The sequence below is a fragment of the Gemmatimonadota bacterium genome (assembly GCA_016713785.1).
In the GTDB taxonomy this organism is placed as follows: domain Bacteria; phylum Gemmatimonadota; class Gemmatimonadetes; order Gemmatimonadales; family GWC2-71-9; genus JADJOM01.
In genome coordinates, this window is record JADJOM010000003.1 from 463,533 (window position 1) to 490,355 (window position 26,823).

The window sequence follows — 26,823 nt, forward strand, 5'->3', positions numbered from 1 at the left end:
GAACTCCCCCATGACGACCCCCGATCTCTTCGCCGACCCGGCCGCCGACGCCCCCTGGACGCCCACGCTGCTCGCCCGCACGGCGCGCCGGGTGCTCGAGGGGAGCATCGGCACGCTCTGGGTCCGGGGGGAGGTCTCGGAGCTCAAGGCCTACCAGAGCGGGCACTGGTACTTCACCCTGCGCGACGCCGAGGCCCAGGTACGCTGCGTGATGTGGCGGACCTACGCGTCCCGCCTCAAGACGCCGCCCGCGCCCGGCACCCAGGTCTTCCTCCGGGGCACCCCCACGGTGTGGGAGGAGCGGGGCGAGTTCCGCCTGACGGTGACCGAGCTGCTCGTCACCGACCAGGTGGGGCAGGCGCAGCTGGCGCTGGAGCGGGTGCGGCGCGCGCTCGAGAAGGACGGGCTGTTCGACCCGGCGCGGAAGCGGCCGCTGCCGCCGCTCCCCGCGCGCATCGCGGTGGTCACCAGCCTCGACGGCGCGGCGCTGCGCGACATCATCATCGTCACCCGCAAGCGGTGGCCCGCCATGCAGCTGCTGGTGGTCGGCACCAAGGTGCAGGGCGCGGAGGCCGAGGCCGAGGTGGTGCGGGCGCTGGGCGTGGTCAACCGGCTGGAGTCGGTGGATCTCTGCATCCTGGCGCGGGGTGGGGGAGGCAAGGAAGACCTCGCCGTCTTCAACAGCGAGGCCGTGTGCCGCGCGCTCGCGGCGGTGGATGTGCCCACGATCTCCGCCATCGGGCACGAGACCGACCTCTCGCTGACCGACCTGGTGGCCGACGTGCGGGCCGCTACCCCCTCCGCCGCGGCCGAACTCGCGGTGCCGGACCGCGCCGACCTGGTGCGGCAGGCCGCCGCGCTGGGCACCCGGCTGGCCCAGGCCCTCGGGCGCGGCACCCGGCTCGCGGGGGAGCGGCTGGCGCGCACTGGTGACCGGCTGGAGGCGGCGCTCACCCGGCGGCTGGAGCGTCCCCGCCGCGACCTCGAACGCCTCGGGGCCCAGCTCGATGCCCTCTCGCCGCTGCGGGTGCTCGACCGCGGCTACGGCGTGGCGCAGGCCGCCGATGGCCGGGTGCTGCGCCGCCGGGCCGATTTCACGCCCGGGCTTTCCTTCGGCCTGCGGGTGAGCGATGGTACGGTCGCCGCCCGCGTGGAACCGACTCCATGACCAGCCCGACGCCTGAGGTCCCGCCTTCGCTCACCGACGAACTGCGCCGGCTGGAGGAGATCGTCCGCCAGCTGGAACGGGAGGATGGCGACCTCGACCGCGCCCTCGCGCTGTTCGAGGAGGGGGTGGGCCGGCTGCGCAACGCCCGCGAACGGCTGCAGCAGGCGGAGGCGCGGGTGCAGAAGGTGCTGGAGGACGCCGCGGGTTCCCTGCGCACCGAGGCACTCGATGCCGGGGAGTGAGCCGGTCGCGCCGCCGCCGGCCGCCTTCGAGGCGCGCCAGGCCCTGGCCGAGGCGCGCGAGCGGGTGGACGCGCTGCTCGGCGCCTGGAGCGAGCGGATCCAGACCATCGTCCCCGGCCGCACCGGCGAGGCGCTGGCCTACGCCCTGAATACCCCCGGCAAGCGGGTCCGCGCCGCCCTGGTGATCAACGCCTACCGGGCCGTGGGCGGGGTCTCGCCCGCCATCGCGGCGGTGGCGGCCGCCGTCGAGACCGTGCACGCCTACTCCCTGGTGCACGACGACCTGCCCTGCATGGACGACGACGACCTCCGCCGCGGCCGCCCCACCACCCACCGCGCCTATGACGTGCCCACCGCCACCCGGGTCGGGTTCCTGCTGGTCCCGGTGGCGGGGCTGGTGCTGGCCCAGGCGGCCCGCGACCTCCTGCTGCCGCCCGCGACCCTCGGGCGGATGGCGGAGGAGCTGTTCGAGTCGGGCGGCATCCGGGGGATGGTCGGGGGACAGTGGCTGGATCTGGAGGCGGAGCGGAAGCAGCTGGACCTCGAGGGACTGATCGCGGTGCACCGGGGCAAGACCGGCGCGCTGATCCGGGCGGCGTGCGTGCTGGGCGGCATGGCGGCCGAGGCACCGCCCGCCGCGGTCGAGGCGCTGGCGGCGTACGGCCAGGAGGTGGGCCTCGCCTTCCAGATCGCCGACGACGTACTGGACGTCACGGGCACCAGCGACCAGCTTGGCAAGACCGCGGGCCGGGACGTCGCCCTGGAGAAGTCCACGTACGTGAGCCTGCTGGGGGTGGAGCGGGCCCGCGACGAGGCCGGGGCCCTGGCCAGCCAGGCGGTGCGGCACCTCGAGGGGGCCGGGATCCCGCCGGGACCCCTCGCCGCCCTCGCGCAGTATATTGTGGCAAGGGAATCCTGAAGGGGCGCCGCCCGCCGGGCCCGGAACCCTGAACACGGAAGCCGTCGTATGAGCCTGCTCGCTGGCATCGCCTCACCCGCCGACCTCAAGCAGATCCCCCGGGACCAGCTCCCCGAGCTGGCGCGGGAGGTGCGCGAACGCCTCATCGACTGCTGCGCCGAGACCGGCGGGCACATCGGGGCGAGCCTGGGCGTGGTCGAACTGGCCATCGCGCTGCTGTACGAGTTCGATTCCCCCACCGACAAGATCCTGTGGGACGTGGGGCACCAGGCCTACGCCTGGAAGCTGCTCACCGGCCGCAACGACCGCTTCCCGACCCTGCGCCAGACCGGCGGCATCTCGGGCTTCCTCAAGCGCTCCGAGAGCGCGCACGACGCCTTCGGCGCCGGCCACGCCGCCACGGCCGTCTCCGCGGCGCTCGGCATGGCCACCGCCCGGGACCTCCGGGGTGGCAGCAACAAGGTGGTGGCCATCGTGGGCGACGGCGCGCTGACCTGCGGGCTGTCCTACGAGGGGATGAACAACGCCGGGCACTCCGACCGGGACGTCATCCTGATCGTCAACGACAACGGGATGTCCATCTCCCCGAACGTGGGCGCCATCAGCAAGACCCTGGGCACCATCGCGGCGAGCCCGGCCACCAACCGGCTGCGCGAGCACATCAAGCACTGGACCTTCCGGCTGGGCAAGGTCTTCGGGCCCGAGGTGGTGGAGTTCGCCAAGAACCTCGAGGAGAGCGCCAAGAACCTCTTCTCCGACGGGATGTTCTTCGAGGAGCTCGGCTTCCGGTACTTCGGCCCCATCGACGGCCACGACCTCAAGAAGCTGATCGATACCTTCCACTTCGTGAAGCCGATGACCGGCCCCCGGGTGATCCACATCATCACCGAGAAGGGGAAGGGCTTCGCGCTGGCGGAGGCCAACAAGGAAAAGTGGCACGGCCTCGCGGCCTACGATCCCGAGACCGGCGAGCCCAAGAAGAAGGCCAGCGGCCCGCCCACCTGGACCCAGGTGTTCGGCGACGCGATCACCCAGCTCGCGGCCGAGCACCCCGAGCTGGTGGCCGTGACGGCCGCGATGCCGAGTGGCACCGGCACCAGCATCTTCCAGAAGAAGTGGCCGGAGCGCTTCTTCGACGTCGGGATCGCCGAGGGGCACGCGGTCACCTTCGCGGGCGGGCTGGCCGCCGAGGGGATCCGTCCCATGGTGGCCATCTACAGCACCTTCATGCAGCGGGCCTACGACAACATCATCCACGACATCGCGGTGCAGCACCTGCCCGTGACGTTCTGCATGGACCGCGCGGGCCTGGTGGGCGAGGACGGCCAGACCCACATGGGGCTCTACGACATCGCCTACATGCTGGCGGTGCCCGGGATGACGGTGGCCGCGCCCCGCGATGGCGACGAGATGATCGGGCTGCTGCGCACCGCGCTGGCCCACGCCGACGGCCCCTTTTCGCTCCGCTACCCGCGCGACAAGGTGCCCGCCGAGCCGCGCCCCGCCGCCGAGATCGCCGCGGTGCCCTACGGCACCTGGCAGCTGCTGCGGGAGGGGAAGGACGTGGCCATCCTCGCGGTCGGCACGATGGTGGAGCCGAGCCTGCAGGCCGCCACCCAGCTGGCGGCGGAGGGCATCGACGCCGCCGTGGTCAACTGCCGCTTCCTCAAGCCGCTCGACAGCGGGATGCTGCAGGTGCTCGCGGCGCAGCACCGCACCTTCGTGACGGTCGAGGAGGGCACCATCGTCAACGGCTTCGGCGCCTACCTGGCGGAGACGCTGCAGACCACCAACCCCGAGGTCCGGGTGGTGGCGCTCGGCATCCCCGACAAGCTGGTGGAGCAGGCGCCGCGCACCGAGCAGCTCGAGGCGTTCGGGCTCTCGGCCGGCGGGATCGCCCGGCGGCTCCGGGCGCTCCACAGCGAGGAGAGCGTCGAGGCGCGATGAACCTCGGGGTCGTCGGGAATCCTCGCTACGCCGACCTCAAGGCGGTGCTCCGCGAGCTGGCGGCCCTCGCCCCGGCTCGCGGCGTGCGTTTGCTCACGGAACCGAGCCTGGTCCCCCTGTGGGACGAGGTCCGCCCGCTGCTCGACCAGGAAGTTCCCGACGCCCTCATCACCTTCGGGGGCGACGGCACCTTGCTCCGCGGCGCCCGCCTGCTGCGCGGCCGCGAGGTCCCCATCCTCGGCGTCAACCTGGGCCGGGTGGGTTTCCTCACCACCGCCACCCGCGAACAGATCCGCGAGGCCTTCGAGGCGCTCCTCACCGGGCGCTACGTCCTCGAGCGCCGCCTGACGCTCCACGCCACCATCCTCAGCGATGAGGGCGGGGTCCGCGCCGAGCAGCTGGCGCTCAACGACGTGACCGTCCACAAGTCGGGCGTGGCCCGCGTGGTCCGCATCCGGCTGAGCGTCGACGGCGAGGAACTCGGCCCCTACAGCGCCGATGGCGTGGTCATCGCCAGCCCCACCGGGTCCACCGCCTATTCCCTCTCGGCCGGCGGCCCCATCGTGGCCCCCGGCGTCGAGGCGATGATCATCACCCCGGTCTGCGCCCACACCCTGGCGGTGCGCCCGGTGGTGGTGCCGCCCGACGCCACCATCTGCACCGAGCCGCTCTCCCCCGGTGCCGACGACCTGCTGGTCTCCTACGACGGCCAGCTGGGCACCACCCTGGCCGTGGGCGACCGGGTGTACGTCCGCCGCGCCACCACCTGCGTGCTGCTGGTCCGGCTCGGCGGCGACGGGTACTTCACCCGCATGCGCCAGAAGCTCAACTGGGGCGACCTCTCCGAGCGCGAGGTGATCCGGTGATCACCGAACTCCGTGTCCGGGACCTCGTCACCATCGCGGACGTCACCCTCAGGCTCGGCCCCGGCCTCAACGCCCTCACCGGCGAGACCGGGGCCGGCAAGTCCATGCTGGTGGACGCGGTGGCCCTCCTCCTCGGCGCCCGCGCCGACAGCACCCAGGTGCGCCCCGGCGCCCAGCGCGCCGCCGTCGAGGGCGCCCTCGAGGTGGCCGACGCCACGCTGCGTCGCCGGCTGGAGGAGCTGGGCCTCGAGCCCGAGGACGGCCGCCTGGTGGTCCGGCGGGAGATCGGCGCCGACGGCCGCTCCCGCGCCTGGGTGAACGGCAGCCCGGCCACCATCGGCACCCTGGCCCGCCTGGGCAGCCTGGTGGTGGACCTCCACGGCCAGCACGAGACCCAGTCGCTGCTCCACCCCGACGCCCAGCGCGACATCCTCGACGCCTTCGCGGGCGCGCTCCCCGAGCGCGCCGCCCTCGAGGACGCCTGGCGCAGCGTGAGCCAGCTCCGCGCGGAAGAGCACGCCCTCGGCGAGAAGCGCGACGAGGTGCGCCGCCGCGCCGACTACCTGCGGCACGTGGTGCAGGAGATCGACGACGCGAAGCTCGCCGCCGGCGAGGACGAGGCCCTCGACCTCGAGGCCCGCCGCCTGGGCCACGCCGGCACCCTGGCCGAGCAGGCGCGACGGCTTGCCGCCCTGCTGGACGACGAGGAGGGCGGCACCCTCCCCGCCCTCGGCCAGGCCGACCGGCTGCTCGGCGGGCTGGAGCGCATCGACGCGACGGTCACCCCCTGGCGCGAGCTGCTCGACGGCGCCTACGCCGGGCTCACCGAGCTGGCCCGGCTGGCCCAGGCCTACGCCGATGGCCTGGAGGAGGACCCCGCCCGCCTGACCGAGGTGGAACGGCGCCGCGACGTGCTCTACCGGCTCAAGCAGAAGCACGGCACCACCCTCGATGCCGTCCTTGCCGCCCGTGCCGAGGCCGCGCGCGAGCTCGACCTGCTCGACACCGCCGACCTCGACCTGCGCCAGCTGGCGGCGCGCCGGGTGGCGGCCGAGGGGGCGGCGCAGGCCGCCGCCGACGCGCTGAGCGCCAAGCGGAAGGAGGCCGGTGCCCGGCTGGCGCGTGGAGTGTCCCGGCTGCTGCCGCAGCTGGGGCTCGCGGGCGGAAAGCTCGACGTGGAGCTGGCGCCGCTGGGGCGGGTGGAATCGTCGGGGCAGGAGGGCGTGACGTTCATGGTCCGGCTCAACGCCGGGCTCGAGCCGCGGGCGCTCGCCCGCGCGGCCTCCGGGGGCGAACTCTCGCGCATCATGCTCGCCCTCAAGGTGGTGCTGGCGCGGCACGACCAGGTGCCGACGCTGGTCTTCGACGAGATCGACGCCGGGATCGGCGGCGAGGTGGGGGCGGAGGTGGGGGCCGCGCTGGCGGAGGTGGCCGCGCGCCGGCAGGTGCTGGTCATCACCCACCTGCCGCAGATCGCCGCCCGGGCCGAACGGCACCTGGTGGTGAGCAAGGTGGCCCGGCGCGGCCTGGCCACCAGCGACGTGCAGCAGATCCACGGCGAGGACCGCGTCACCGAGATCGCCCGCATGCTCGGCGATGCCGACGCCGCCACCGCACGCCAGCACGCGGCGGCCCTGCTCGGGGATGCGGTAAGGCGGTAGGGCGGCGACGAGGGCCCTTCGGGAGCGGCGCAGCCGCGACCCGGGCCCGAGGGAGTGGCGGTAGTACGAGGCAGGCCGAGTTCCGCCGTTCCCGCTCCACGCCTCCCGTTTCCCGTTCCCCTACCTCCCCAGCAGCTCCCCGACCTCCCCCAGCCCCTCCGTCCGGTCGCAGGCGATCTTGATCGTCACCATGATCGGCACCGCGAGGATGGCGCCGGCCACGCCCCACAGCCACCACCAGAACAGGAAGCCGACGAAGATCACCACCGGCGAGAGCGGCAGCCGGCGGCCCAGCAGGTGCGGGGTGAGGAAGTTCGCCTCGAGGGCGTGCAGCGCGAGGTAGGCCAGCGGTGGGGCCACCGCCTGGCCCGGCTCGGGGAAGCTCACCAGCGCCACCATCACGAGCAGCACCGCCATGGTGATGGGCCCGACGTAGGGCACGAAGTTGAGGGTGGCCGCGAGCACGCCGAGCAGCACCGGGGTGGGCATGCCGAGGAGCGCGAAGACCACGCCGCTCACCACGCCGAGCCCGAGGTTGATGAGCGTCACGGCCAGCAGGTAGCGGGAGATCTGCGACTCGGTCTCCTGGACGATCGCGATGACGCGGTCGGCTTCCTCGCGCGGCATCACCCGGGGCAGCTTCCGCAGGAAGTGGTCGCCGGAGGCCAGGAAAAAGTACGCCAGCACCAGCACCACCAGCCCCCCCGCCAGCAGGTGCCACGCCCCGCCGAAGATGGTCTCCGAGAGGCTGGGCTGCTTGAGCGCCACCTGTGGCGCGTCGGAGCCGGCCACGTCGGTGATCTCGTCCACCTGCGCCGCGGTGCGGGTGACCTGTTCCACCGACCGGATGATCCGGCGCACCTTGCCCTGCAGCACCTTGAGGTCCTGCGGCGCGCGGGCCACCCATTCGGTGGCCGGCGACCACAGATTGTAGAGCGCCGTGGCGCCGCCGGACACGAGCAGCAGCAGGACCAGCGCCGGCGCGGCCGCCGCGGGCACCCGCAGCCGGCGCAGCAGGCGGACCACCGGGAGGAGCAGCAGGGAGAGGAAGATCGCGAGGACGATCGGCAGGACGAGGTCGCGGGCCAGGTGCAGCGTGTACAGCACGGCCAGGACGAAGAGGCCGCTCACCGCCACCGAGCGGAACTCCGCGGTGCGGATCCGGTTGGCCAGGCTGGGCCGGTCGCCGGGGCCGCTCATCCGCTTACCGCCAGAGGCGCTGGTACCATCGGATCTCCAGCCGCGTGGTGCGGAACTTCTCCACCCGCCCGCCGGTGGCGGCGTACACGCTGGTATAGCGCCAGGTGGCATCGATCGGGAGGCCGCAGGGACGGCGCGGCTCGCACTCGTGCGCGGCGCGGCCCACGTAGCTCACCCCGATGCCCAGCGCCAGCGCGCTGCGGCGGGAGTCGGCGGCGAGGTCGCCGGCGGAGACGCCGGGGATGGCGTCCGTGGCACGGTAGTAGCTCGCCGCGTCCGCGCCGCTGCGCCAGTAATCCACCGAGCCCGAGAGGGCGAACAGCGGCGCCAGCCGGAAGAAGGGCTGGGCGCCGACGCTCAGCACGTCGCCGGCGTTGTAGGTGATGTTGGCCAGCCGCCCCGCGAGCGCGTAGGGCTGGCTCGGCAGCGCCACCCGCTTGACCCGGAGCGAGGCGAAGCGGACCGTGTAGCCCCCGGTGAACCGCGCGCCCCAGCGCCCGCGGCCCACGTCGGCGGTGCCGGTGACGCCGGCCTCGTAGCGGCCGTTCCCGGTGCCCACGTCGGTCAGCACCGCGGGGTTGTCGCGCTGGCCGGTCGGGAGCCGGAGGGTGCCGGTGACCGCCAGCCGCAGGCCGCCCGGCCGCGCGCCCCGCCGGTCCCACCGGTCGATCAGCGTGTACACCGCGCCCACGTCCATGTCGCCGGCGCGCTGGATCTTGGACTCCGCCAGCGGAAAGGCGGCGATGGGCCCGGCCAGGTCGGTCAGGAACCCCCCGAACTCGGCGTCGGTGAGCCGGTTGTTGGCCAGCACCGGGTCCGTGAGGGCGGTGCCCACGCCGAGCGTCGTCACCAGCGTGTCGCTGAGGCCGCGGATCAGGCTGGTCAGCGCCAGGCCGGTGGGGCTGGTGGTGCTGGGCAGGAAGTACGAGGCGCTGAGCGGGTCGGTGGTGATCGTGGCGAGCTGGTCGCGCAGCACGGCGGCGCGGGCCTGGATGTCGCGCGCGAGGCTATCGAGGGAGGGATTCCCGGCGTAGCTTCCCCCGCTGATGCGTGCGCCGAGGTCGGCGAGCGCGGCGTCGAAGGTGGTGAAGAACGTGGTGGCCCGGCCCTGGTCCAGGCTGTTGCCGAGCGCGGGATGGGCGGGATTGAGCCCGCCGTCGGCGCTGGTGGAATCGAGCGCCAGCCGGGCCTGCACCCGGGTGGTGACCAGGGGAACCCGGGCGAACAGCGTCAGCTTCGACGTGAGCCCCAGCGCGCCGCCGATGATGCCGCTGCCGATGGTGAGCTGGCCGTGACTCCGCTGGCGGCCGAGATGCAGGCGGTAGCCCGACTGCCCGAGCACCTGGCGCAGCACCGAGTCGGTCGGGGCCAGGAAGGGCAGGCGGTTGGCGCCGAACGCCGAGCCGCCGAAGTCGGCGAGGTAGTCCTGGGTCCGGCCGTCGAGGAAGGTGCGGTCGGCGCTCTGGAACAGGCCGCCGAGGTCGAACCGCAGGGTGCCCTTGGGCGCCCCGAGCGGTTCGAGCTGGGCGGCGAGGGTGGTGGGCCACAGCAGGGTGACCGCGGCGAGCAGCCGCAGGGACCGAACCAAGAAACCTCCGGGAGGACAGTCTGCAACGCGGACCGGCGTCGCCCGTGCGACAGGCAACATCGCTCTTTCGGGAGCGGTTTGGAAGCGCCCCGACCGTCCTGGTGTCGGCCCCGGGCCGGGTCAACCTGATCGGCGAACACCTCGACTACAACGGGGGCCCGGTGCTGCCCCTTGCCATCGAGCGGCGCACGGCAGTCGTGGCCGCGCACGGCGAGGGATGGCGCGTGGTGTCGGCGGTGGATGGCACGGTGCACGCCCTCGATCCGGAGGCGCCCCTGGGCGACCACTGGACCGGCTACGTGGCCGGGGTCATCCGCGTGCTCGGTCGCGCCGGCCTGGCGCCCCGGGGCGCGCAGCTCGCCGTGGCCAGCACGGTGCCGATCGGGGCGGGGCTCTCCAGCTCGGCGGCGCTCACCGTGTCGGTGGCGCGCGCGCTCACCGGGCTCGCCGGCCGCCGGGTGCCTCCCGAGACGCTGGCGGAGGTGGCCTACCACGCCGAGCACGACGAGGTGGGCGTCAAGTGCGGACGGATGGACCAGACCATCTCCGCCCTCGCCAGGCGCGGCTACGCGCTGCTGTTCGAGACCGCCACCGCGCGGCTCGAGCACGTGCCGCTGCCCAGCCGCGTGTGGGTGTTCGAGACCGGCGTGGCGCACCGCCTCACGGGCGGCGAACTCAACACCCGCCGCCGCGAGTGCGAGGAAGCCCTCAAGCTGGTGGCGCGTCGCGGGCCCGCCCCGCGGACCCTGGCCGATGTCCCGTACGATGACCTGGCCACCCTCGTGCGCGAGCTGCCCCCGCCGTTCAGCCTGCGGCTGCGGCACGTGGTCACCGAGACCGACCGGACCCGCCGCGCCGCCGCGGCGCTCGCCCGGCGGGATCTCGTCACTGCCGGCACCCTGCTCGTGGCGGGCCATGCCTCGCTGCGGGACGACTACCAGTCAAGCTGCCCCGAGGCCGACCTGCTGGTCGACGCGCTGGTGCGCCACGGCGCCTACGGCGCGCGGCTCACCGGCGCCGGCTGGGGCGGGGCGGTGATCGCGCTGGCTCCCGAGGCCAGCGAACGCGGGATGCTCACCGCCGTGCAGGCGGAGTATCGCGAGGCGTTCGGGCGGCTCCCCGCGGCCTGGGTCACCAAGGCGGCGGCCGGCGTGCGGAGCGAGAAGTAGTCCGCCCCCCTTCTTTCAACCCTCTCCGGAACTCACGCGCATGCGTCACCCCCTCTCGGCGTGTCTCGCCCTCCTCGCCCTCCCCGCCGCCCTCCCCGGCCAGTCCCGCGCCAGCGAGCCGGGCACCGTCACCCAGGTCATCGACGGCGCCCGGTTCGCCCTCGAGTACTCGCGGCCCCGCTCGCGTGGGCGCGAGGGCCTGTTCGGCAGAGTGGTGAAGTGGGGCGAGGTGTGGACCCCGGGTGCCGACTGGGCCACCACGCTCGATGCCGGGCGGGACTTCACCCTGGACGGCCATCCGGTCAGCAAGGGACGCTACTCGGTGTGGCTGGTGGTGCGCCCGTCGGGGGAGTGGACCCTCATCCTCGACCCGCGGCACCGCCGCTTCCACGAGGACCGGCCCGACTCGATCGCGGGACAGTATCGCTTCCCGGTCCGGACGGTGGAGGCGCCGTACGCCGATGCCCTGCTGTGGTGGTGGCCCGAGCTCCGGCCGCAGGGCGGCACGCTGGCCATGCAGTGGGGCACCACCCGGGTGGCCGTGCGCATCACGGTGGAATCACGGTACCGGATCGACCTCTCCGCGGCGGACGCGGCCCCATACCTCGGGCGGTACGAGTACCGGGAGGTGACGCCGGGCGACACGGCCACCCCGGAGCCGTTCCTGGTGACGCATCACGACGGCGCGATGTACGGCCAGTGGGTGGTGGGAGACACCATGCCGTTCGTGATGGTGCGCATCCGGCCCGACTGGTTCATCCCGCGCTGGCACTACCCGAGCGAGGGCCCCGACGTCTACGACGTGGACCCGACACTCCTGTTCGAGTTCATCCGGCGCGATGGCCAGGTGGTGCGGATCGACGTCCGCGACCAGGTCGACTCGACCACCGCGGTGGCGCGGCGCGTGGGGTCGCGGTAGGGACGGGGTGTTCGGCGCCCGATGGCTGCTGCCATCGCGTGCTCAGTCCCCGTGGCCCGTTCCCCTTTCGCCCCGCGCGCGGCGGACTAGCTTCTGGGTCGTCGCTCGGGTGGCGAAACTGGCAGACGCAAGGGACTTAAAATCCCTAGGGGAGCAATCCCCGTGAGAGTTCGAGACCCTCCCCGAGCATTCTGGAAGTCGTTGGACGGATCCGGTTAGGCGCGGCGGGCCGCTCGATGGATCGGGGCGGCCCGCTGGCATTGATGGCCTGGTTGGGCCCGGGTTGGGCCCGGGTTTGGGGGGTAGCCGCCGTGGCGGCTGAGCGGACCCGGCAGGGCCATGGGAGCCCGTGACCCGAGTCGCCGGTGGCGTGGCGCGGCTGGTGCTACCTTTCGGCTATCCACCGCCGCTACAAGCTGTGCAGTGTCCTCGGGTCAACGATTCATCAACTGTGGCTTGCCATACTCGGTCTCTCTTCCTTGATCAGAGTGAATCGTGATGACGCCTCGCGTATCAGTGCTGGCCAACGTGGCCAGGGTCAGTTTGCTGCTTGCCTCGGCTGCGTTGATCGCCTGTACTCCGACGACCGAGGAGCGGCCCGGCCCGGGCCACACAGGGGCCGTCATCTGCAACCCGGATATCCCATCCCCGCAGTGCCCGCCTCCGGGCGGCGGGGTAGGTCAGAGCCCAGACGGCTTGTTTCAGCTGTCGTGTGATGTGATTGCCCCGATCCGCGAGGCGTCCGTAACCTGTACTGCCTCGAATACTGATGGATCGGCTCCAGCAGTTAGCGGGTGGACCTTTACGAGTGACTCGCTGACCAATCCCGTAGTTCGGCCCGCGGCCACGGCTAGTTCGACGCAGTGGAGCGGGCCCGTAGTGGTAAGTGGTACTGTCTCGGTAGCCGGGACTGTTGCTGGTACACCCGAGGTAGCCTCGGTCGCCATTGTCGTGCAACCGCGAGACTGGAGTGCGAAGCTCGCCCAACATCAGGCTGCGAGAGATGTTACTGCGGAGAATCGACTGACTGGGCACCCTATTTCTGACACGTTGCTAGGTCGGAGCTGGCTGGGGTCCAGGCTGCAGGGTGGCAATCCCTTCTTTGTCGTTGGGGGCCCGAACGACGGCTTGGCCGTCTACGATGATATTCCTATTCTTACGGCCGCTGATGTTGCATATGACGGCATTGCTCTTAGCGTGGGGTCAGAGTTCTGGCAACACCAGCTAACCACTGGTCATTGCAGTCAGGCGCGCGTCATTTCGATCATCCCTGACATCAAGTTGCATGAGGGCTTTCCGCCCACGAACCTGGACTCTCACGTCGCCATCTTCAGGGCGTCGGTCGACTCCATCGGCGCAAGACTAACCGAAGGACTATTGTTGCAGAATGGTGTGCGCGACCCTTTTGACGCTGCCTCGATGATTGGCGCCCTTGCGCTTCAGCAATCGGCGGCATTCGACAACGATCCTATCCGAAATGCGTTTCGCGTCCCAGATGACGGATCATCGTCCTGCAATTTCATCTACAACTACTAGGCCTCCGGTCACAATGACGCACACATTGCGCTTCTGCGCTGGACTGGTTGGGGTGTTCTTCTGGAGCCACGGTGCCGCCGCCCAGGTGCGGGAAGCCACCGATTCCTCACTCCACGCAGCATGTCTGGCTGCCGCCCAGAGAGCTGCCCTGCCTGTGACGCTGCGCTCTGGCATCTCGGGTCTGAAGGCGTGTGGCGTCACTGGCCCATCGATTGTGGCCGGGGCATGGGCGGGGTTTGCGGCGGACGATACCACGCTGAACGCACTTGTAGAGGCAAGCAGGTACCTGCGCGACAGCCGGGTACTTGCTGCGGTGCGCCCAATCGCCGCAAGTAACTCCTACGTCTTGCGCCTGCGCCTCGCGGCTCTCCAGGTATTGGTGACCTACTTGGATTCTTCATATGTAGCGGTACCCGGGCAGCTTGACTTGGCTATTTCAGGTGGCGCCGGGCAGCTCTCCGGCGAACCGAGCTTCAAGGCGACGCTCACTACATCGCCGCTTGCCGCCAACGCGGCCGATGAAATTGGCACCACCCTTGCCCAATTGGCGTCAGCATCGTCTGCGCCAGTTGTGCAGGCTGCCGCCCGGTTCATTCGAGCTCAACTCTACTATCGGAAGCCAGCAGCAACCCCATTGCTTCCGAATGCATTGACGATGTCCTACCGATGCGGCAATCGGTTTCGGATTCGCAACTCCGGCGACATTCGGGTGAAGGTCACCTATGCGGTCGTGGGCGCTGCAGAAAGCAAGACCTTCGCTGTGGCCGTCCCCGCCGCCGGCCAGAGCTTCAAGGACACCTATTTCACAACTTCTGCCACGGGCACCGTCCAACTCTCGTACAACGGAACGGTCGTGCAGACCAAGGCCAACGAAGGGACCGTCTGCGGCCCGGGTGAGTGAGCCGGGACCCATAGCTGCGTAGGTGTGCAGCGCTCTCGTGCAACCGCCCCGGGCGAGGCTGCCCCGGGGCGGTAGTGTTACCGGGCCGCAGCGGTGCCCGGGGCGCCGAACAGCAGCGCCTCGCGCGCATCGGCCGAGCGGCGCTTCATGCTCTCCTGCACATGGGCGTAGGTGTCGGCGGTGAGCTTGATGGTGCTGTGGCCCAAGCGCTCCGAGACCGTCTTCAGGTCCTCGCCCGCGTCCAAGCCCAACGTTGCGCTCGAATGTCTCAGGTCATACAGCCGCAGTCGATCCAAGCCGGTCACGCCAGCCCCGGGGAGCGGATGGCGGCGCGACCATAGCCCGAGGGGCTGGCGTTCCACCGCCCAGGTGGTACGATCAGGCCATGACGGCTTCCTTCTCGATCGCGGGCTTCCCGTGCAGTGGGATGGACTGGCTCGGCCGCCTGGTCTCGCTCCATCCGGCCATCACGGTGGCCGACCCTCCCGATCGCCTGGGGCCGCTCGGTCGTGCGCCAGGCACCACTCCTCCCCTGGAGCCGGCGGCCCCCCCCGCCACACACGGCGCGGCAGGCGGCAAACCGGGGGCCACGCACCTGGGGCGCATCGTCGTTGCGGGCACCGGTACCGCCCGGGCGCCGGAGTTCCAGGTGCTGCGGGACGGCCGGGACGTCCTCGTGGCGTGGACCATCCGGCAACTCCGTGCGGAGGGACTGGCCCTGCGCCGCTTCCTTGCCACGCCGGGCGAGGGCAGCCGCATGCCCGAGCTGTATCGATGCTTCCGGGCCGATCCCGCCGAGGTGCTCGAAGGCCGGCCCGGCCTCCTGCTGGCCGACTACGACTGGGTCCGCTACGGCGCCCACCTGTGGGATGAGGCGGTGAGCGCCTACTTCGGAACGCTGGGCGCCATCGAGGATGGCCGCATCGAGGGCCCCACGCCGACGATGCTGCGGTATGAGGTGGCGCGGGCCGATCCGCTCGCCGCACTCAATGCGGTGGCCGGGGAACTCGGGCTGGACCCGATGTCCGCGGATGCGCTGGGCGCCAGGGCGGAGCTGATCGGGGCGGGTGAACCGGACGCGGCGCTGCGCGAGGAGTGGGCCATCGGACGGTGGACGAGGTACTTCACCCCGCGCGCCAGCCGGCTCTTCCGGCTCGAAGCGGAACAGAGTCTGGAGCACCTGACCGACGAGTACGGTGATGAGTGGGAAGGGGAGTGCGCGCCCGAGCCGGAGTGACCCCCACGGTGCGGCCTGGGGCGTGACATTCGCCGCGCCGCCTACTCCTTGTCCTCCAGCCCCGCGGGCGCCAGCGCCGCGATCCGCCGCACCAGCCAGTGCGCGGTCCGGTCGGCGTTGTCCGCCCGCTCCCGCCGCGCCACCGCGGCCCGCACCAGGTGGGCGCCGAGGAAGCGCACCGGCTCGGGGGGGAAGTAGCCCTGGTGGCAGTCCACCAGCCGCGACGCGCTCCATTCGTCCCGGCGGCCGAGGGCCAGGCTGGCCAGGATCTTCCCGCCGATCACGCTGGGCCCCACGCCGTTCCCGCTCCACCCCACGCCGTAGACGATGTGCTCCCGCCCCCCCAGGTGGCCGAAGAGCGGGAAGCCCATCGGCGAGCGGTCGATCGGCCCCGACCAGTCGTGGGTGATCGGCACGTCCCGGAGGCTCGGGTAGTAGCGGTGCAGGTCGGCGGTCACCTCGGCGGCGCGCGCGGCGCTCCGGTCGAAGGCCGCGCGGATCACCCCTCCAAAGGCGATGGTCCAGCCGCCCTTCCCGAACACCACCCGCCCGTCGCGGGACAGCCGGTAGTAGTCCACCATCGTCTGCGAATCGGTGATGGAGAGGTCGCGGTTCCAGCCCAGGCGGTCGAGTTCCTCGGGCACCGGCGCGGTGGCCACCAGGTCGCTGGAAATGACCGCAAGGGACATCCACAGCTCCCGCAGGCTCGCGGCCCACGCGTTGGTGGCGATCACCAGCCGGTCGGCGGTGAGGGTGCCCCGCGCGGTCGCGAGCTGCACCGGTCGCCCGCGTCCCAGGCGGTGCACCTGGGTGTGTTCGTAGATGCGAACGCCGCGCGCGAGTGCCACCCGGCGCAGCCCGCGCGCCAGCGCCGCCGGCTGCACGATCGCGGCCTTGGCCTCCAGCACCCCGGCCAGGTGCACCGGCGAGCCGCTCCGGGCCGCCACCTCGCGCGGGTCGAGCGCGGTGTACGGGCTCACCCCGGCGCGGGCGCAGATCCGCAGCACCGCGTCCCAGGCGCCCAGCTGGGCCTGGCTGGTGGCGGTCCACAGCCAGCCGCCGTGGCGGAAGTCCGCGTCGATGCCGTGGGCGCGGCAGAACTGGTCGATCTCGTCGATCGCGTCTTCCGACGCCTGGCACAGGCGGATGGCCTCGGCATCGCCGAGCAGGGCCGCCAGGGTGGAGAGCTTGGGCCACCAGGCCAGCACGAAGCCGCCGTTGCGGCCCGAGGCCCCGCCCCCGCAGATGTCCTGCTCCAGCACCGCCACGTCGCAGGCCGGCTCCAGCGCCTTGATCCGGAGGGCGGTCCACAGTCCCACGTAGCCGCCGCCCACGATCGCCACGTCGGCGCGGGCGGCGCCGCTGAGCGCCGGCGCATCGGGCGCGTCACCGGCCACCTCCTCGAGCCAGAGGGAACGGTGCGGGGCGGGGGAGGGGCGGGCCATGCGGTCCTCGGAAGCCTGGGTCAGTGGACGAGCAGAAAAGGTAGCGACGCGGCGCGATGGGCACAGGAAGCGCCCGGTGCTCCGGGCGGGCACACGCCCACCTCCCATGGTCACGCGGAGACTCGCCGCGTGCTCGCCGGCACCCGCGGTCTCCTGCCGGGAACCCGCCCCAGGCACCCCGGCAGTGGAGAATGCCCTCGGATATCTCGCACCTGGCCCCCACCCAGGCCGAAGAGACTCAACCGATACCCGATCACCATCCGACCCGCCACGCCCCCGTTACGCGGGTCGCCGACTCTGCATGGTCTCTCTCCCGACTTCCTCCCTTACTGATGGAGACCGCACCATGCACACTCCTCGGCGCCTTTCGCTGGTCGGGGCGTTCCTCGCCTCGGCGGCGACCCTCGTCGCCTGCTCCCCCGACACCCTCCCTGGTCCCGGCGCCGGAGCGCCGGCGTTCGCTGAGAATGGCCCGGTGCTCTCGCAGGTCCCCGCCGGCCAGACCCTGCCCTTCCTCCCGATCCCGACGTCGGCCGCCTGCGTCGCTGGCGGCACCAGCCAGCAGATCGTGCTGCCCGCCGGGTACACCAGCAGCATCGTGGCCTTCGAGGGCACCGGGTTCCCCGATCTCCCCGACATGAACACGGTGAACGAGACCGGCCGGAACCGTGGCCAGTTCCTCTACCGGGCCCACGAGATCGGCGCCAATGCCGGCGTCTCGGTGACCGACCTGGTGTCCGGCCTCACCTCGATCGTGGCCGAGCGCGCCGACTGGGAGCGCTTCGACGGCATCGCCTGGACCCCGTGGGGTACCCTCATCGCGGCGGAGGAGGTCACCGCCTCGGCCCTCAAGGATCCGACCCAGCCGCTCGCCGAGGGCGGGCACGTCTATGAGATCGATCCGGCCACCGGGGCCTCGTGGGTGCGGCAGGCCGTCGGGGCCCGCGCCCACGAGGGGCTGCGGTTCGACAACAAGGGCAACCTCTACGGCATCTCCGAGACCGGCCCGGGCTACATCTACCGCTTCGTGCCCAATCGCCGGAACGATCTCTCCAGCGGCAAGCTCTACGCCCTGCAGATCGTGACCGACCTGGGCGACCGGACCGGCTGGGCCCAGTGGGTGCTGCTCGACAGCGCCGCCTCCGAGATCAACTCCCTTGCCGAGGCCGCCGCCAAGGGCGCCACGGGCTACTCCCGGCCGGAGGATGTCGAGATCGGCACCAGCACCGGCAGCGACCAGCGGGGCAACAACATCCTGTACGTGGCGCTGACCGGCGAGAATCGCGTGATCGCCATCAACCTCAAGCCGGGCCCGCAGGGTCAGGTGTTCGTGAGCGACTACGTCCGCAACGGCGTCAACGCTCCCGTCGACTTCACTGCCCCGGACAATCTCGCCCTCGACAAGGCCGGGAACCTCTACATCACCGAGGATCCGGGCGGGAGCGCCGCCACCGGCAAGACCCTGGGCGACGACGTCTGGTTCGCCCCGTACAACCGGAACAGCGCCGCCGTGGCGCTGCCGGCCGAGCGGTTCTTCACCATCACCGACTGCGACGCCGAGCCGACCGGGGTCTATCTCAGCCTCTCCAACAAGACCCTGTTCGTGAACCTCCAGCACCGGGGTGGCGGCGATCCCCGCGACCACGCGGTGGCAATCCAGAGGCTCCGCGACGTGAACTTCCTCCGGGCCGGGAACTAGCCCGGCGCGGCGCCGCGTGCCCCATGCGCACGCGGCGCCGTGGTGCCCGGGGAGGGGGGCCCCGCCGACGGGTGCCGGGCGCTGCGCGGTGTCCGGGAGCGCGGACACGACCGTCCTGCCAGCCGGACACCTGCCCCCGCACCTCCTGACGACCGGGTCAGTCAGGCCGCCGGCGCCCCCGCGCCGGCGGCGGGGCGAGCTGCGGTGCTTGCCCACCCGCCTGCCGGCACGGCCCACGCGCCCGGGAGTGCGGCTGTCGCGGCTGCACGGGCTTTCGTCGGCGCCCCCGGTGCTTACGCTCGAGTGCCCGGGCCGTCCGGACCGGTAGACCGCCCCGCCGCCGGGGATGCAGCCGCTGCCGGCGCACTTGGGGCCACTGCCGCCCGGTCGGAATGGCCTTCCCACGCATTGCCAATGACTTACCATCGCTCCCCTGGAACTGCCCACGGGGCGGAAGGCGCTCCCGCGAGGCCGGCGCTGCCGTCCGCCGGGGCCGGCGGCCCTGCAGCGACACACGATCGGCCGGCCGGCGCCCTCGGCAGCTCTGCCCGCGCACCCGGTCCCATGACAACAGCTCCCGCCGCGACCTATCGTCGCCCGCCCACGACTTATCCACGTGCGCCTGCCGCTGCAGGCCCACGCGCGGGTCCGGCCCACCCGCTCGGCGCGGTTGGCACGGTCCTCGCTTTCCCATCCCTCGTAGGCGCACGGCGTCCCGACCCGTCGGCAGAGGAGACCGTCGGCCATGCATCGCTGGATCCGGTTCAAGCTTGAAGTGGGCTGGCGCGTGTCCGGCTTCTGCGAACAGCACCCGGCGGCCTGCGCGGCCGCGCCCCGCCAGCTGGAGCGGCTGGCCGCCTGCCTGGCGGAGGCGGAGCGCTGCGCGCACGAGTTGCTGCACTGGCGCCGCGCCGGGCTGGCCGCCACCGGGGCCCGGAATCGCTCCCGGCGCGACTTGCAGGCGCACGAACTCCGCGTGGTGATCGACCTGTTGCGGGCCGCCGCCCGACGCGCGCCCGGTCACGTCACCCCGTACCCGATGCCCCCCTTCCGGGCCAATGAACAGGACTTCCGGAGCGCCTGCACCCTCGCGGCCAACGAGGCCGACCGCGCCGCGGCCTTCGTGCGCCTGGTCGGCCTCCTCCCGGACGATGTGGCGCGGCTCCGGGCAGGCCTGGCGGAGTGGGAGCGCCTCGGCCGTCAGGCGAGGACCGCCGTTCAGCGACGGGTGGAGGCCACCGCCGGCCTCGCCGCGCGGGCGGCGGAGCTCCTCGACATCATCCACCTGCTGGACGCCGTGATGCGCTCCGCGTTTCGCCGGGACCCCGCCGCCCGTGCCGCCTGGCACAACGCGCGGCACATCCCCTGGCCCGCCCGCCGCCGCCGCGCGGACCCCGAGCCCCCGATCACGGCCGCCCCGGGCCGCTGATGGGTGGGTCGCCCATCGCCGGGCGGCTGCGTTACTGCGTGTCCGTGCCCAGGTCGGCCTCCACCCTCCAGCGGCCATCGGCCTGCCGGCGCCAGACGGTGATGTACCGGCCCTGACCCTCCTGCCGCGTGCCGGCGGAGTCGCGGGTCGACATCGTCCAGCGGCCCCAGGTGTAGCCGAGCGTCCCGTCGCCGGAGACCTCGGCGTGGTCCGGGGTCCATCGCAGCGCCCGGGTGGTGTCGCCGAGAATGGGGTCCATGTAGCTCTCGATCGCCGCAGGCCCCACGAGGAAGTTGCCTGCAGCGTCGATCATCCGGCTCGAGTCGGTGTAGTAGGCCACCCAGCCCGCCGTCCCGGACGCGGCGGTGCTGGAGTCGTAGGCCGCGTCGACCGCGAGCAGGCTGGCCCGGGCGGCGGTCAGGTCCACCGGACGGGCGGCTGGCTGGCAGGCCAGGGCCAGGGTGGCGAGCACCGCCGACGTGATCCCCCGCTTCATGTTCACCTCATTGGTTGTGGGTTAGGTTGTCCGGTACCATTCTGCGAGCCGCCGAGCCGCCGAGCCGCCGAGCCGCCGAGCCGCCGAGCCGCCGAGCCGCCGAGCCGCCGAGCCGCCGAGCCGCTGAGCCGCCCAACCGTCCACGCCTGGAGTTCCCCGATGCCACTCAAGCCCGTCAAGCCTGGCAGCAAGGTCCAACTCACCGACGACAACGCGATCGACGACCGGGAGCCGAAGGGTGAGGAGGCCGAGCAGCTGGTGGCGCCGATCGTCGCGAAGATCGTTGAACAGCAGGTGGCGCTGTATGCCGAGTCGAAGCAGGCCCTGCTGGTCGTCTTCCAGGGCCGCGACGCCGCGGGCAAGGACGGCCTCACCCGCAAGGTCTTCGGGCCGGTCAACTCGCAGGGCTGCGTCGTCAACACCTTCAAGCGGCCCACGGTCTACGAGCTGGCCCGGGACTACCTCTGGCGGGTCCATCAGGTGGTGCCGCCCAAGGGGACGATCGGCATCTTCAACCGCTCACACTATGAAGACGTCCTCGTGGTCCGGGTCCACGAGCTGGTGCCCAAGGCCGTCTGGTCGAAGCGCTATGACCAGATCAACGATTTCGAACGGATGTTGTCGGAGAACGGGGTGACCATCGTCAAGTTCTTTCTGCACATCTCCCGGGAGGAGCAGAAGGACCGGCTGCTGGAGCGGCTGCACGACCCGCTCAAGAACTGGAAGTTCGAGGTCGGCGACCTCGACGAGCGGAAGCGGTGGGATGACTACACCGAGGCCTATGAGGACGTGCTCGAGAAGACATCCACCGCGTGGGCCCCCTGGTACCTGGTGCCGGCCGACCGGAAGAAGACCCGCGACCTGCTGGTGGCCCAGGTGGTGAGCAGCACCCTGGAGCGGATGGCGCCGGCCTTCCCCCGGGTGGATCCGGAGGTCATGAAGATCGCGCGCGAGTGGGAGCGGGAGACCACCGCCCGCCGCACGATCGAGGAGTAGCGCAACGAGAAACGGGCCGGCCACCCGGCCGGCCCGCGCGCTGCCACCCCGCCGCCATCCCGCCCTACCAGTTCCCGTTCGCGTCGATCAGCACATAGGTGAGCCGGTTGCCCAGGACCATGTAGGGCGCCTTGCTCCCGAGGTTCTGCACCAGCGCGTTCATCAGCCGCGCGTCGGTGGTCGTCACCGAGATGGCGACCTGGTAGGGATCCACCGACGGGCTGCGGTTGTCCCAGTCGAGCTGATAGGTCGGGGTCACGAAGCTGAAGCCATCGGGCAGGTAGGTGTCGAGCTCCGGCGGCGGGATGCCGGGGCCCTGGTCGCCGGGCCACAGGTTGTTGTGGTCGGCCTCGTAATTGTAGGCCGCCAGGCGGACCGTGGTGAACTCTCCCACGATCTTGGCCGCGTAGGCGGTGCGGGAGAGGTCGATGTACTTGAGTGCCGCCAGCGAGGAGAGCAGGCCGAGCACCACGATCACGATCAGCAGCTCGATCATCGTCCAGCCGCGCCGGTGGCTCACTTGCCGCTCCGCTGGCTGATCAGGGTGTAGCTGTCGCCGAGGAACTCCCGGGGCGCCTGGCTCGAGGCGTAGGTCAGGCTGATGGCGCCGTTGCGCCCCGTGAGGGAATAGCCCCCTTCGCCGGGGGCGTAGGTGAGGCCGGTGGTGTCTCCCTTGGCTTCGAGCAGCGTGGCCGGCAGGCGACCCTCCGCGGCCTTGAACGACTCGATATGGTCGATCTCCACGTACATCCGCACCCGGAGGCTGGCTTCCCGCAGGGCGGGCGGCTCGGGGGGCACCTTCGGAAAGAGCCACTCGGGCTGCAGGACCAGAATCGCGGTGAGGCCCGCGGCCAGCGTGAGCATGAAGATCCAGAAGGGGGCTTTCGACGGCGGCGCGGCGGGGAGAGCGCTCGGTCCGCCGTGCTTGTCCTTCTGCTCCTGGACCACGTCCTGATAGGCCTTGAGCAGGGCCTGCCGGTCGTTCGGGTCGGCGCTCGGCGGGGCCGGCGTGGACCCGGTGGGGCGGCGAGGGCCTGAGGGCCGCGGGGTGTCTGCCATGGGTACGTGAAATATAGCCTTGGGCGACTTCGCGCCAGACGGAGCCCCCGGCCGGGAGGGAAGCCCGGCGCGGCTTTCCCGGGCGCAGGGGCTTCCGCATGGGCGCCCGTCGCCTCGCCGTCCCTGGAGGATGCCCGCGCCACCGGCTCCCGGCCTGGCCCGCCGTCGGACCTTCATCACGCAGCCAGTGAGTTCGCCGCGCGCTCTTGCGCAACATGGCCTGTTGCGCAGCGATACAGTTGATGCGTCAGGTATTTTCTTGCCGGGTTCATCCCTCCTTCATGAACCGAGTCGCATTGTCGGCCGTCGCGATCGGAATGCTCAGCCCGACATCCGGCGCGGTCGCTGTCGCAGTGCTCCCGATCCAGGCGCCGCCGGCACGAGACGAACCTGCCTGGGCCAACAGCCTCGCCTTCCCCCTGACGGAGACGCTCCCATGTCTGCCAAGCTCGCCCTGCTGGTCGGTAGTGCCCTGACCCTGGCCGCCGGGACCACCCCCGGCGATCCGCCCGCCGGAAGGGTCATCGTGGTGAAGATGACGGACGTGTCGGCCACCGAGTATCGCTATGAGCCGGCGAGCGTCACGGTGACCGCCGGCGATACCGTGCGCTTCACCCAGACCGGCGTCATGCCGCACAATGTGGACTTCAAGGCCGCTCCGCCCGCCGCCACCCTCGGGGTCGCGAAGACCGGACCGTTCCTGACCAAGGCCGGGCAGACCTACGACCTGGTGATCGACGGGCGCTTCCCGGCTGGGGCCTACCAGTTCGCGTGCACCCCGCACGAGGCGCTGGGCATGAAGGGCACCCTGACGGTGCAGCCGTAGCCGTGCGCCCCCTCGGTACCCTCGCCCCGCTGCTCGTCCTCGGCCTCGCCGCCCCGGTGGCGGCCCAGCGGCCGGCGTCCCAGGCGATCGTATGGCCGGCCGCCCCCGAGACGGCGCGGATCCGCTACGTCGGCTCGCTCCGCTCGGAGGCGGACATCAACCGAAGGGAGTCGTTCCTCAAGCGGCTGGGGCGCTGGCTCTCGGGCGGTCGGGGCACGGCGCTCTACGCCCTGCAGCGGCCCTTCGACGTGGTGGTCGGCCCGGGCGAGCGCTACTACCTCACCAACGGGTCCGTGCCGCGGGTGATCGTGTTCGACCCGGGAGCCCGCAAGGCCCGGTTCCTGGGGGAGGACGTGCCCGGTGGCCTGGGGAAGCCGATGGGCCTGGGTCTGGGCCCGGACGGCTCCGTGTACGTGGCCGATGCCGGCCGGCGCCGCGTCGTCGTGTTCGATTCGTCCGGGCACTACGTGCGGGCCTTTGGCGGCGCCGCCCACCTGCTCAACCCCGTGGACGTGGCCGTGGCCGGCGACCGGGCGTGGGTGGTGGACAGCTACCTGCACCAGGTGGTGGCGTTCGACGGCGCGGGGGAGGTGGTGGGCCGCGTGGGCAAGGCGGAGGGGACCCTGGCCGGCCGCGACACCCGTCGTGGCGCCCGGGCCGCGGAGCGACCGGGCCACGAGGGGGGCGCACCCGCCGGCTTCACCCCCGATGACCTGAGTGACGTCTGGCAGAACCGCGGGAAGGAGCCGGGGGAGTTCCGCTACCCGGTGGCGGTGGCGCTGGCCCCTGATGGCACGATGTACGTGTCCGACCAGCTCAACTTCCGGGTCCAGGCCTTCGACCCCGACGGGCGGTTCCTGCGCCAGGTGGGGCGGCTCGGAGACCAGCCCGGCAGCTTCACGCGGCCCAAGGGGGTCGCGGTCGACAGCGAGGGTCACCTCTACGTCGTGGATGGCTCCTTCAGCAACGTGCAGGTGTTCGACACCCAGGGGCGGCTCCTGCTGGCCTTCGGGCGGCTCGGGAACGGCGAGGGCGAGCATTGGCTGCCCATCGGGATTGCCATCGACGCCCGGGACCGCATCCTGGTGGCCGACCGGTACAACAACCGGGTGCAGATCTACCAGTACCTCGCGTCGACCGAGCCCGAGGCTGCGGCGCCGGGCGGGCGCTGAGTGACGCGCGCCATCGCGGGGGTGCTGCTGTGCCTGGTGACGGCGCTCGCGCCCCGGGCCGCGGCCGGGCAATGGCCCCTCGGCACCTCGGTGGACCAGACGCCCCACAACCTCACCCGGCCGGCCGCCAGCACGGCGCCGGAGATGCAGGGACGCATCCGCGACTACGGCGAGGTCTGCGTCTACTGCCACACGCCGCATGGCGGGCCGGACTGGACGGTCGGGCCCGGCAAGCCGCTGTGGAACCGGCCACGACCCAACGCCGCCTACCGGATGCCGCAGCACAGCGGCCAGCAGATGCTCCAGGATCCCTCGCCGGCTGACCGGTCGCGCACCTGCTTCTCCTGCCACGGCGGCACGGTGGGACTCGACGCCATCGTCAACCTGCCCAACAGCTACACCGGGCCCCCGCCCGCCGACCACATGATCGACGAATGCGAGGGGTGCCACTCGGGGGGCAATCCCGCCGGGGGCATCGACTGGGAGGGCGTCTGGTTCCGCGATGACATGCGCAAGCAGCATCCCTTCTCCGTGCTGTACGACCCCAGCCGGCGCCCCGGGGAGTTCCTTCCGGCCATCGGCAACACCGTGGGCGGGCTGCCGCTGTTCGGCGGCAAGGTGGAGTGCCCGACCTGCCACGAGCCCCACTCCCAGCAGTTCCGCTACTTCCTGCGCCAGAGCAACACCGGCAACGCGCTGTGCCTGGCGTGTCACGTGTCGGTGCCGCCGGATCCGGTCCACGAGAACTGAACCGGCCGCCGGCCCCCGGCGGCCACCGTCCCAAGGAGACCCCTGATGCCGTTCCGCACCCTGCTGTGCTGCGTGCTGGCCCTGCTCCCCGCCGGCCTGGCCGCGCAGACCGACAACGTGGTCAACTCCAAGCACAACATGAGCGCCCGCGCGGCCGCGAACCCGACGCAGCTCACCAACTACGGCGAGGTGTGCGTCTACTGCCACACGCCGCACGGTGGCTCCAACTCCACCAACGCGCCACTGTGGAACCGGAACTTCGGCCCGGCCACCGGGGCCTACCAGATGTACAACAACGCCTGGAGCTCGACGATCGACATGCAGGTGGCCGCCAGCCCGCAGGGCGTCTCCCTGGCGTGTCTTTCCTGCCATGACGGGACCATCGGACTCGACGTGATCGTGAACCGGCCCAATGCCGATACCACCCTCGCGCCCAAGAACGGCACCATGCCGGCCAACGGCGGGCAGTTCTTCGCCAACCTCGGCACCGACCTGCGCAACGACCACCCGGTCTCGGTGACCTACTCCACCACCGCGGACCCCGCCTTCCACGCCCCCGACGCAAGCAACCGGATCAACGGCGAGCTCCCGTTGTACAGCGGCCGGGTGGAGTGCGGCAGCTGCCATAATCCGCACAACACGACCTTCCCGCCCTTCCTGCGGAAGGCGAATACCAGCAGCGCCCTGTGCACCACCTGTCACATCAAGTGAGGCGCCTCGCCTTCCTCGCCACCCTCCTCGTGGGGGCGGCCTGCCGCAGCGCCCTCGGGACCGTCCTCGATGTCCCCCCGCCGCGGCCGGCCCAGGCGGCGCCGGCCGCCCGCGCCGGGGCCCGGGCGGGCGCGGGGGCCGACTCCGTGCGGCCCGCGCCGGAGCTGAGCCTCCACGCCGACTCGGTGCGTGGGATGCTCCCGCGTGACGCGGCGGGCAACATCGACTGGGCCGCCGCGCTCCGGGAGGGCGTCATCCGCCCGCGGCCGGTGCTCCCCGGCCGTCCGGCGCCCGCCGAACCCGGCTTCCAGTTCAAGTTCGACTTCACCTACCAGGGGCCCGACACCACCTTCGACGCCCGCTTTCCCCACAGCACCCATACCGAGTGGCTCGACTGCCAGCAGTGCCACCCGCGGATCTTCCCCTATCGGAACACCCCGGTCACCATGGGCGACATCTTCATGGGGAAGTTCTGCGCCGAGTGCCACGGCAAGGTCTCGTTCCCCGTGGCCACCGGCTGCGAGCGCTGCCACACCCGGCTCATGATGCCGCCCAACCGGGCCGAGCCCGAGTTCCTGGGGACGGTGCAGCTGCATCGCGCCGGCGATTCCACCGGCAACGCCCGCCAGGTCCAAACCGATTCGCTCGCGCCCGCCAGCTTCCCGCACTGGGTCCACCGCATCCGGTTCCGGTGCAAGGCGTGCCACATGCAGCTCTTCGAGCCGCGCGCCGGCGCCAACACCGTGACCATGCGCATGATCAAGGAGGGGCAGGCCTGCGGCCAGTGCCACAACGGCCGCGACGCCTTCGCCGCGACCATCGGCACCTGCCAGCGCTGCCACGTGCCGCCGCCCGCCGCCCCGGCCCCCACCGGGACGGAGTGAGGA

26 protein-coding genes and 1 tRNA gene are annotated in these 26,823 nt (G+C 71.9%); 20 read left to right on the top strand and 7 right to left on the bottom strand.

From position 1 onward, the window contains the following. Positions 1 to 10 precede the first annotated feature (10 nt). The 6 genes from xseA to recN are packed head-to-tail and all read left to right on the top strand — an operon-like array spanning position 11 to position 6,803. Positions 11 to 1,168 (top strand): exodeoxyribonuclease VII large subunit, encoded by a 1,158-nt coding sequence (gene xseA / locus IPJ95_09705; protein MBK7923885.1) that lies wholly within the window; start codon positions 11 to 13, stop codon positions 1,166 to 1,168. Further along, positions 1,165 to 1,410 (top strand): exodeoxyribonuclease VII small subunit, encoded by a 246-nt coding sequence (gene xseB / locus IPJ95_09710; protein ID MBK7923886.1) that lies wholly within the window; start codon positions 1,165 to 1,167, stop codon positions 1,408 to 1,410. Before xseA ends, xseB begins: the two co-directional genes overlap by 4 nt. Beyond that, positions 1,397 to 2,329: a polyprenyl synthetase family protein gene (locus IPJ95_09715; protein ID MBK7923887.1), complete on the top strand. Its 933-nt coding sequence runs from the start codon at positions 1,397 to 1,399 to the stop codon at positions 2,327 to 2,329. The genes xseB and IPJ95_09715 overlap by 14 nt, the downstream gene beginning before the upstream one ends. A gap of 48 nt (positions 2,330 to 2,377) precedes the next feature. Next, a complete protein-coding gene (locus IPJ95_09720) occupies positions 2,378 to 4,276 on the top strand; it encodes a 1-deoxy-D-xylulose-5-phosphate synthase (protein MBK7923888.1) in 1,899 nt (632 codons plus the stop codon). Next, a complete protein-coding gene (locus tag IPJ95_09725) occupies positions 4,273 to 5,142 on the top strand; it encodes an NAD(+)/NADH kinase (GenBank protein ID MBK7923889.1) in 870 nt (289 codons plus the stop codon). Before IPJ95_09720 ends, IPJ95_09725 begins: the two co-directional genes overlap by 4 nt. Beyond that, positions 5,139 to 6,803 carry a DNA repair protein RecN gene (recN, locus tag IPJ95_09730; GenBank protein MBK7923890.1) on the top strand — a complete coding sequence of 555 codons (1,665 nt, stop codon included), beginning with the start codon at positions 5,139 to 5,141 and terminating at the stop codon, positions 6,801 to 6,803. The genes IPJ95_09725 and recN overlap by 4 nt, the downstream gene beginning before the upstream one ends. 120 nt (positions 6,804 to 6,923) lie before the next feature. Here recN and IPJ95_09735 read toward each other — a convergent pair whose 3' ends face one another. Both IPJ95_09735 and IPJ95_09740 read right to left on the bottom strand, forming a co-directional pair. Beyond that, positions 6,924 to 8,003, bottom strand: a complete 1,080-nt coding sequence (locus IPJ95_09735; protein MBK7923891.1) for an AI-2E family transporter — start codon at positions 8,001 to 8,003, stop codon at positions 6,924 to 6,926. Positions 8,004 to 8,007: 4 nt separating this feature from the next. Then, positions 8,008 to 9,591, bottom strand: coding sequence for a hypothetical protein (locus IPJ95_09740; protein MBK7923892.1), 1,584 nt, complete (start codon positions 9,589 to 9,591; stop codon positions 8,008 to 8,010). A gap of 44 nt (positions 9,592 to 9,635) precedes the next feature. Between IPJ95_09740 and galK the strand changes: the two genes are divergently transcribed. The 5 genes from galK (at position 9,636) to IPJ95_09765 (ending at position 14,116) form a co-directional block, all read left to right on the top strand. Next, positions 9,636 to 10,760 carry a galactokinase gene (gene galK, locus IPJ95_09745; GenBank protein MBK7923893.1) on the top strand — a complete coding sequence of 375 codons (1,125 nt, stop codon included), beginning with the start codon at positions 9,636 to 9,638 and terminating at the stop codon, positions 10,758 to 10,760. A 40-nt stretch (positions 10,761 to 10,800) separates the two neighbouring features. Continuing rightward, positions 10,801 to 11,679 (top strand): DUF2911 domain-containing protein, encoded by an 879-nt coding sequence (locus tag IPJ95_09750; protein MBK7923894.1) that lies wholly within the window; start codon positions 10,801 to 10,803, stop codon positions 11,677 to 11,679. Positions 11,680 to 11,782: 103 nt separating this feature from the next. Then, a tRNA-Leu gene (locus IPJ95_09755) sits at positions 11,783 to 11,868 on the top strand. A gap of 939 nt (positions 11,869 to 12,807) precedes the next feature. Then, a complete protein-coding gene (locus IPJ95_09760; protein MBK7923895.1) occupies positions 12,808 to 13,215 on the top strand; it encodes a hypothetical protein in 408 nt (135 codons plus the stop codon). A gap of 52 nt (positions 13,216 to 13,267) precedes the next feature. After that, positions 13,268 to 14,116, top strand: coding sequence for a hypothetical protein (locus IPJ95_09765; GenBank protein ID MBK7923896.1), 849 nt, complete (start codon positions 13,268 to 13,270; stop codon positions 14,114 to 14,116). Between the two features lie 77 nt (positions 14,117 to 14,193). On the opposite strand, the gene IPJ95_09770 is transcribed toward IPJ95_09765, so the two are convergent. Next, on the bottom strand, positions 14,194 to 14,478 hold the full coding sequence (locus IPJ95_09770; GenBank protein MBK7923897.1) for a tyrosine-type recombinase/integrase: 285 nt from the start codon (positions 14,476 to 14,478) through the stop codon (positions 14,194 to 14,196). A gap of 23 nt (positions 14,479 to 14,501) precedes the next feature. On the opposite strand from IPJ95_09770, the gene IPJ95_09775 reads away from it, so the two are divergent. Then, on the top strand, positions 14,502 to 15,353 hold the full coding sequence (locus IPJ95_09775) for a hypothetical protein (GenBank protein ID MBK7923898.1): 852 nt from the start codon (positions 14,502 to 14,504) through the stop codon (positions 15,351 to 15,353). Between the two features lie 41 nt (positions 15,354 to 15,394). Here IPJ95_09775 and IPJ95_09780 read toward each other — a convergent pair whose 3' ends face one another. After that, positions 15,395 to 16,798, bottom strand: coding sequence for an FAD-dependent oxidoreductase (locus IPJ95_09780; GenBank protein MBK7923899.1), 1,404 nt, complete (start codon positions 16,796 to 16,798; stop codon positions 15,395 to 15,397). 346 nt (positions 16,799 to 17,144) lie between these two features. On the opposite strand from IPJ95_09780, the gene IPJ95_09785 reads away from it, so the two are divergent. After that, entirely contained in the window at positions 17,145 to 18,497 is a 1,353-nt protein-coding gene (locus IPJ95_09785; GenBank protein ID MBK7923900.1) for a DUF839 domain-containing protein, read from the top strand. A gap of 745 nt (positions 18,498 to 19,242) precedes the next feature. Next, the gene (locus IPJ95_09790) at positions 19,243 to 19,926 is read left to right on the top strand and encodes a hypothetical protein (GenBank protein ID MBK7923901.1); all 684 of its coding nucleotides are present in this window, start codon (positions 19,243 to 19,245) and stop codon (positions 19,924 to 19,926) included. Between the two features lie 31 nt (positions 19,927 to 19,957). On the opposite strand, the gene IPJ95_09795 is transcribed toward IPJ95_09790, so the two are convergent. Then, entirely contained in the window at positions 19,958 to 20,422 is a 465-nt protein-coding gene (locus IPJ95_09795; GenBank protein MBK7923902.1) for a DUF4440 domain-containing protein, read from the bottom strand. Positions 20,423 to 20,581: 159 nt separating this feature from the next. On the opposite strand from IPJ95_09795, the gene IPJ95_09800 reads away from it, so the two are divergent. Then, the gene (locus IPJ95_09800; GenBank protein ID MBK7923903.1) at positions 20,582 to 21,418 is read left to right on the top strand and encodes a polyphosphate kinase 2 family protein; all 837 of its coding nucleotides are present in this window, start codon (positions 20,582 to 20,584) and stop codon (positions 21,416 to 21,418) included. Between the two features lie 64 nt (positions 21,419 to 21,482). On the opposite strand, the gene IPJ95_09805 is transcribed toward IPJ95_09800, so the two are convergent. Beyond that, entirely contained in the window at positions 21,483 to 21,938 is a 456-nt protein-coding gene (locus tag IPJ95_09805; GenBank protein ID MBK7923904.1) for a prepilin-type N-terminal cleavage/methylation domain-containing protein, read from the bottom strand. Continuing rightward, positions 21,935 to 22,477 (bottom strand): hypothetical protein, encoded by a 543-nt coding sequence (locus tag IPJ95_09810; protein ID MBK7923905.1) that lies wholly within the window; start codon positions 22,475 to 22,477, stop codon positions 21,935 to 21,937. The genes IPJ95_09805 and IPJ95_09810 overlap by 4 nt, the downstream gene beginning before the upstream one ends. Before the next feature lie 436 nt (positions 22,478 to 22,913). Here IPJ95_09810 and IPJ95_09815 point away from each other — a divergent pair, with 436 nt between their 5' ends. The 5 genes from IPJ95_09815 to IPJ95_09835 are packed head-to-tail and all read left to right on the top strand — an operon-like array spanning position 22,914 to position 26,820. Continuing rightward, positions 22,914 to 23,303, top strand: a complete 390-nt coding sequence (locus tag IPJ95_09815; protein ID MBK7923906.1) for a cupredoxin domain-containing protein — start codon at positions 22,914 to 22,916, stop codon at positions 23,301 to 23,303. A 2-nt stretch (positions 23,304 to 23,305) separates the two neighbouring features. Then, positions 23,306 to 24,475 carry a hypothetical protein gene (locus IPJ95_09820; protein MBK7923907.1) on the top strand — a complete coding sequence of 390 codons (1,170 nt, stop codon included), beginning with the start codon at positions 23,306 to 23,308 and terminating at the stop codon, positions 24,473 to 24,475. Next, the gene (locus IPJ95_09825) at positions 24,476 to 25,225 is read left to right on the top strand and encodes a cytochrome c3 family protein (GenBank protein MBK7923908.1); all 750 of its coding nucleotides are present in this window, start codon (positions 24,476 to 24,478) and stop codon (positions 25,223 to 25,225) included. Positions 25,226 to 25,270: 45 nt separating this feature from the next. After that, positions 25,271 to 25,936 carry a cytochrome c3 family protein gene (locus IPJ95_09830; GenBank protein ID MBK7923909.1) on the top strand — a complete coding sequence of 222 codons (666 nt, stop codon included), beginning with the start codon at positions 25,271 to 25,273 and terminating at the stop codon, positions 25,934 to 25,936. Beyond that, positions 25,933 to 26,820, top strand: coding sequence for a hypothetical protein (locus IPJ95_09835; GenBank protein ID MBK7923910.1), 888 nt, complete (start codon positions 25,933 to 25,935; stop codon positions 26,818 to 26,820). Before IPJ95_09830 ends, IPJ95_09835 begins: the two co-directional genes overlap by 4 nt. The last annotated feature ends 3 nt before the right edge of the window (positions 26,821 to 26,823 follow it).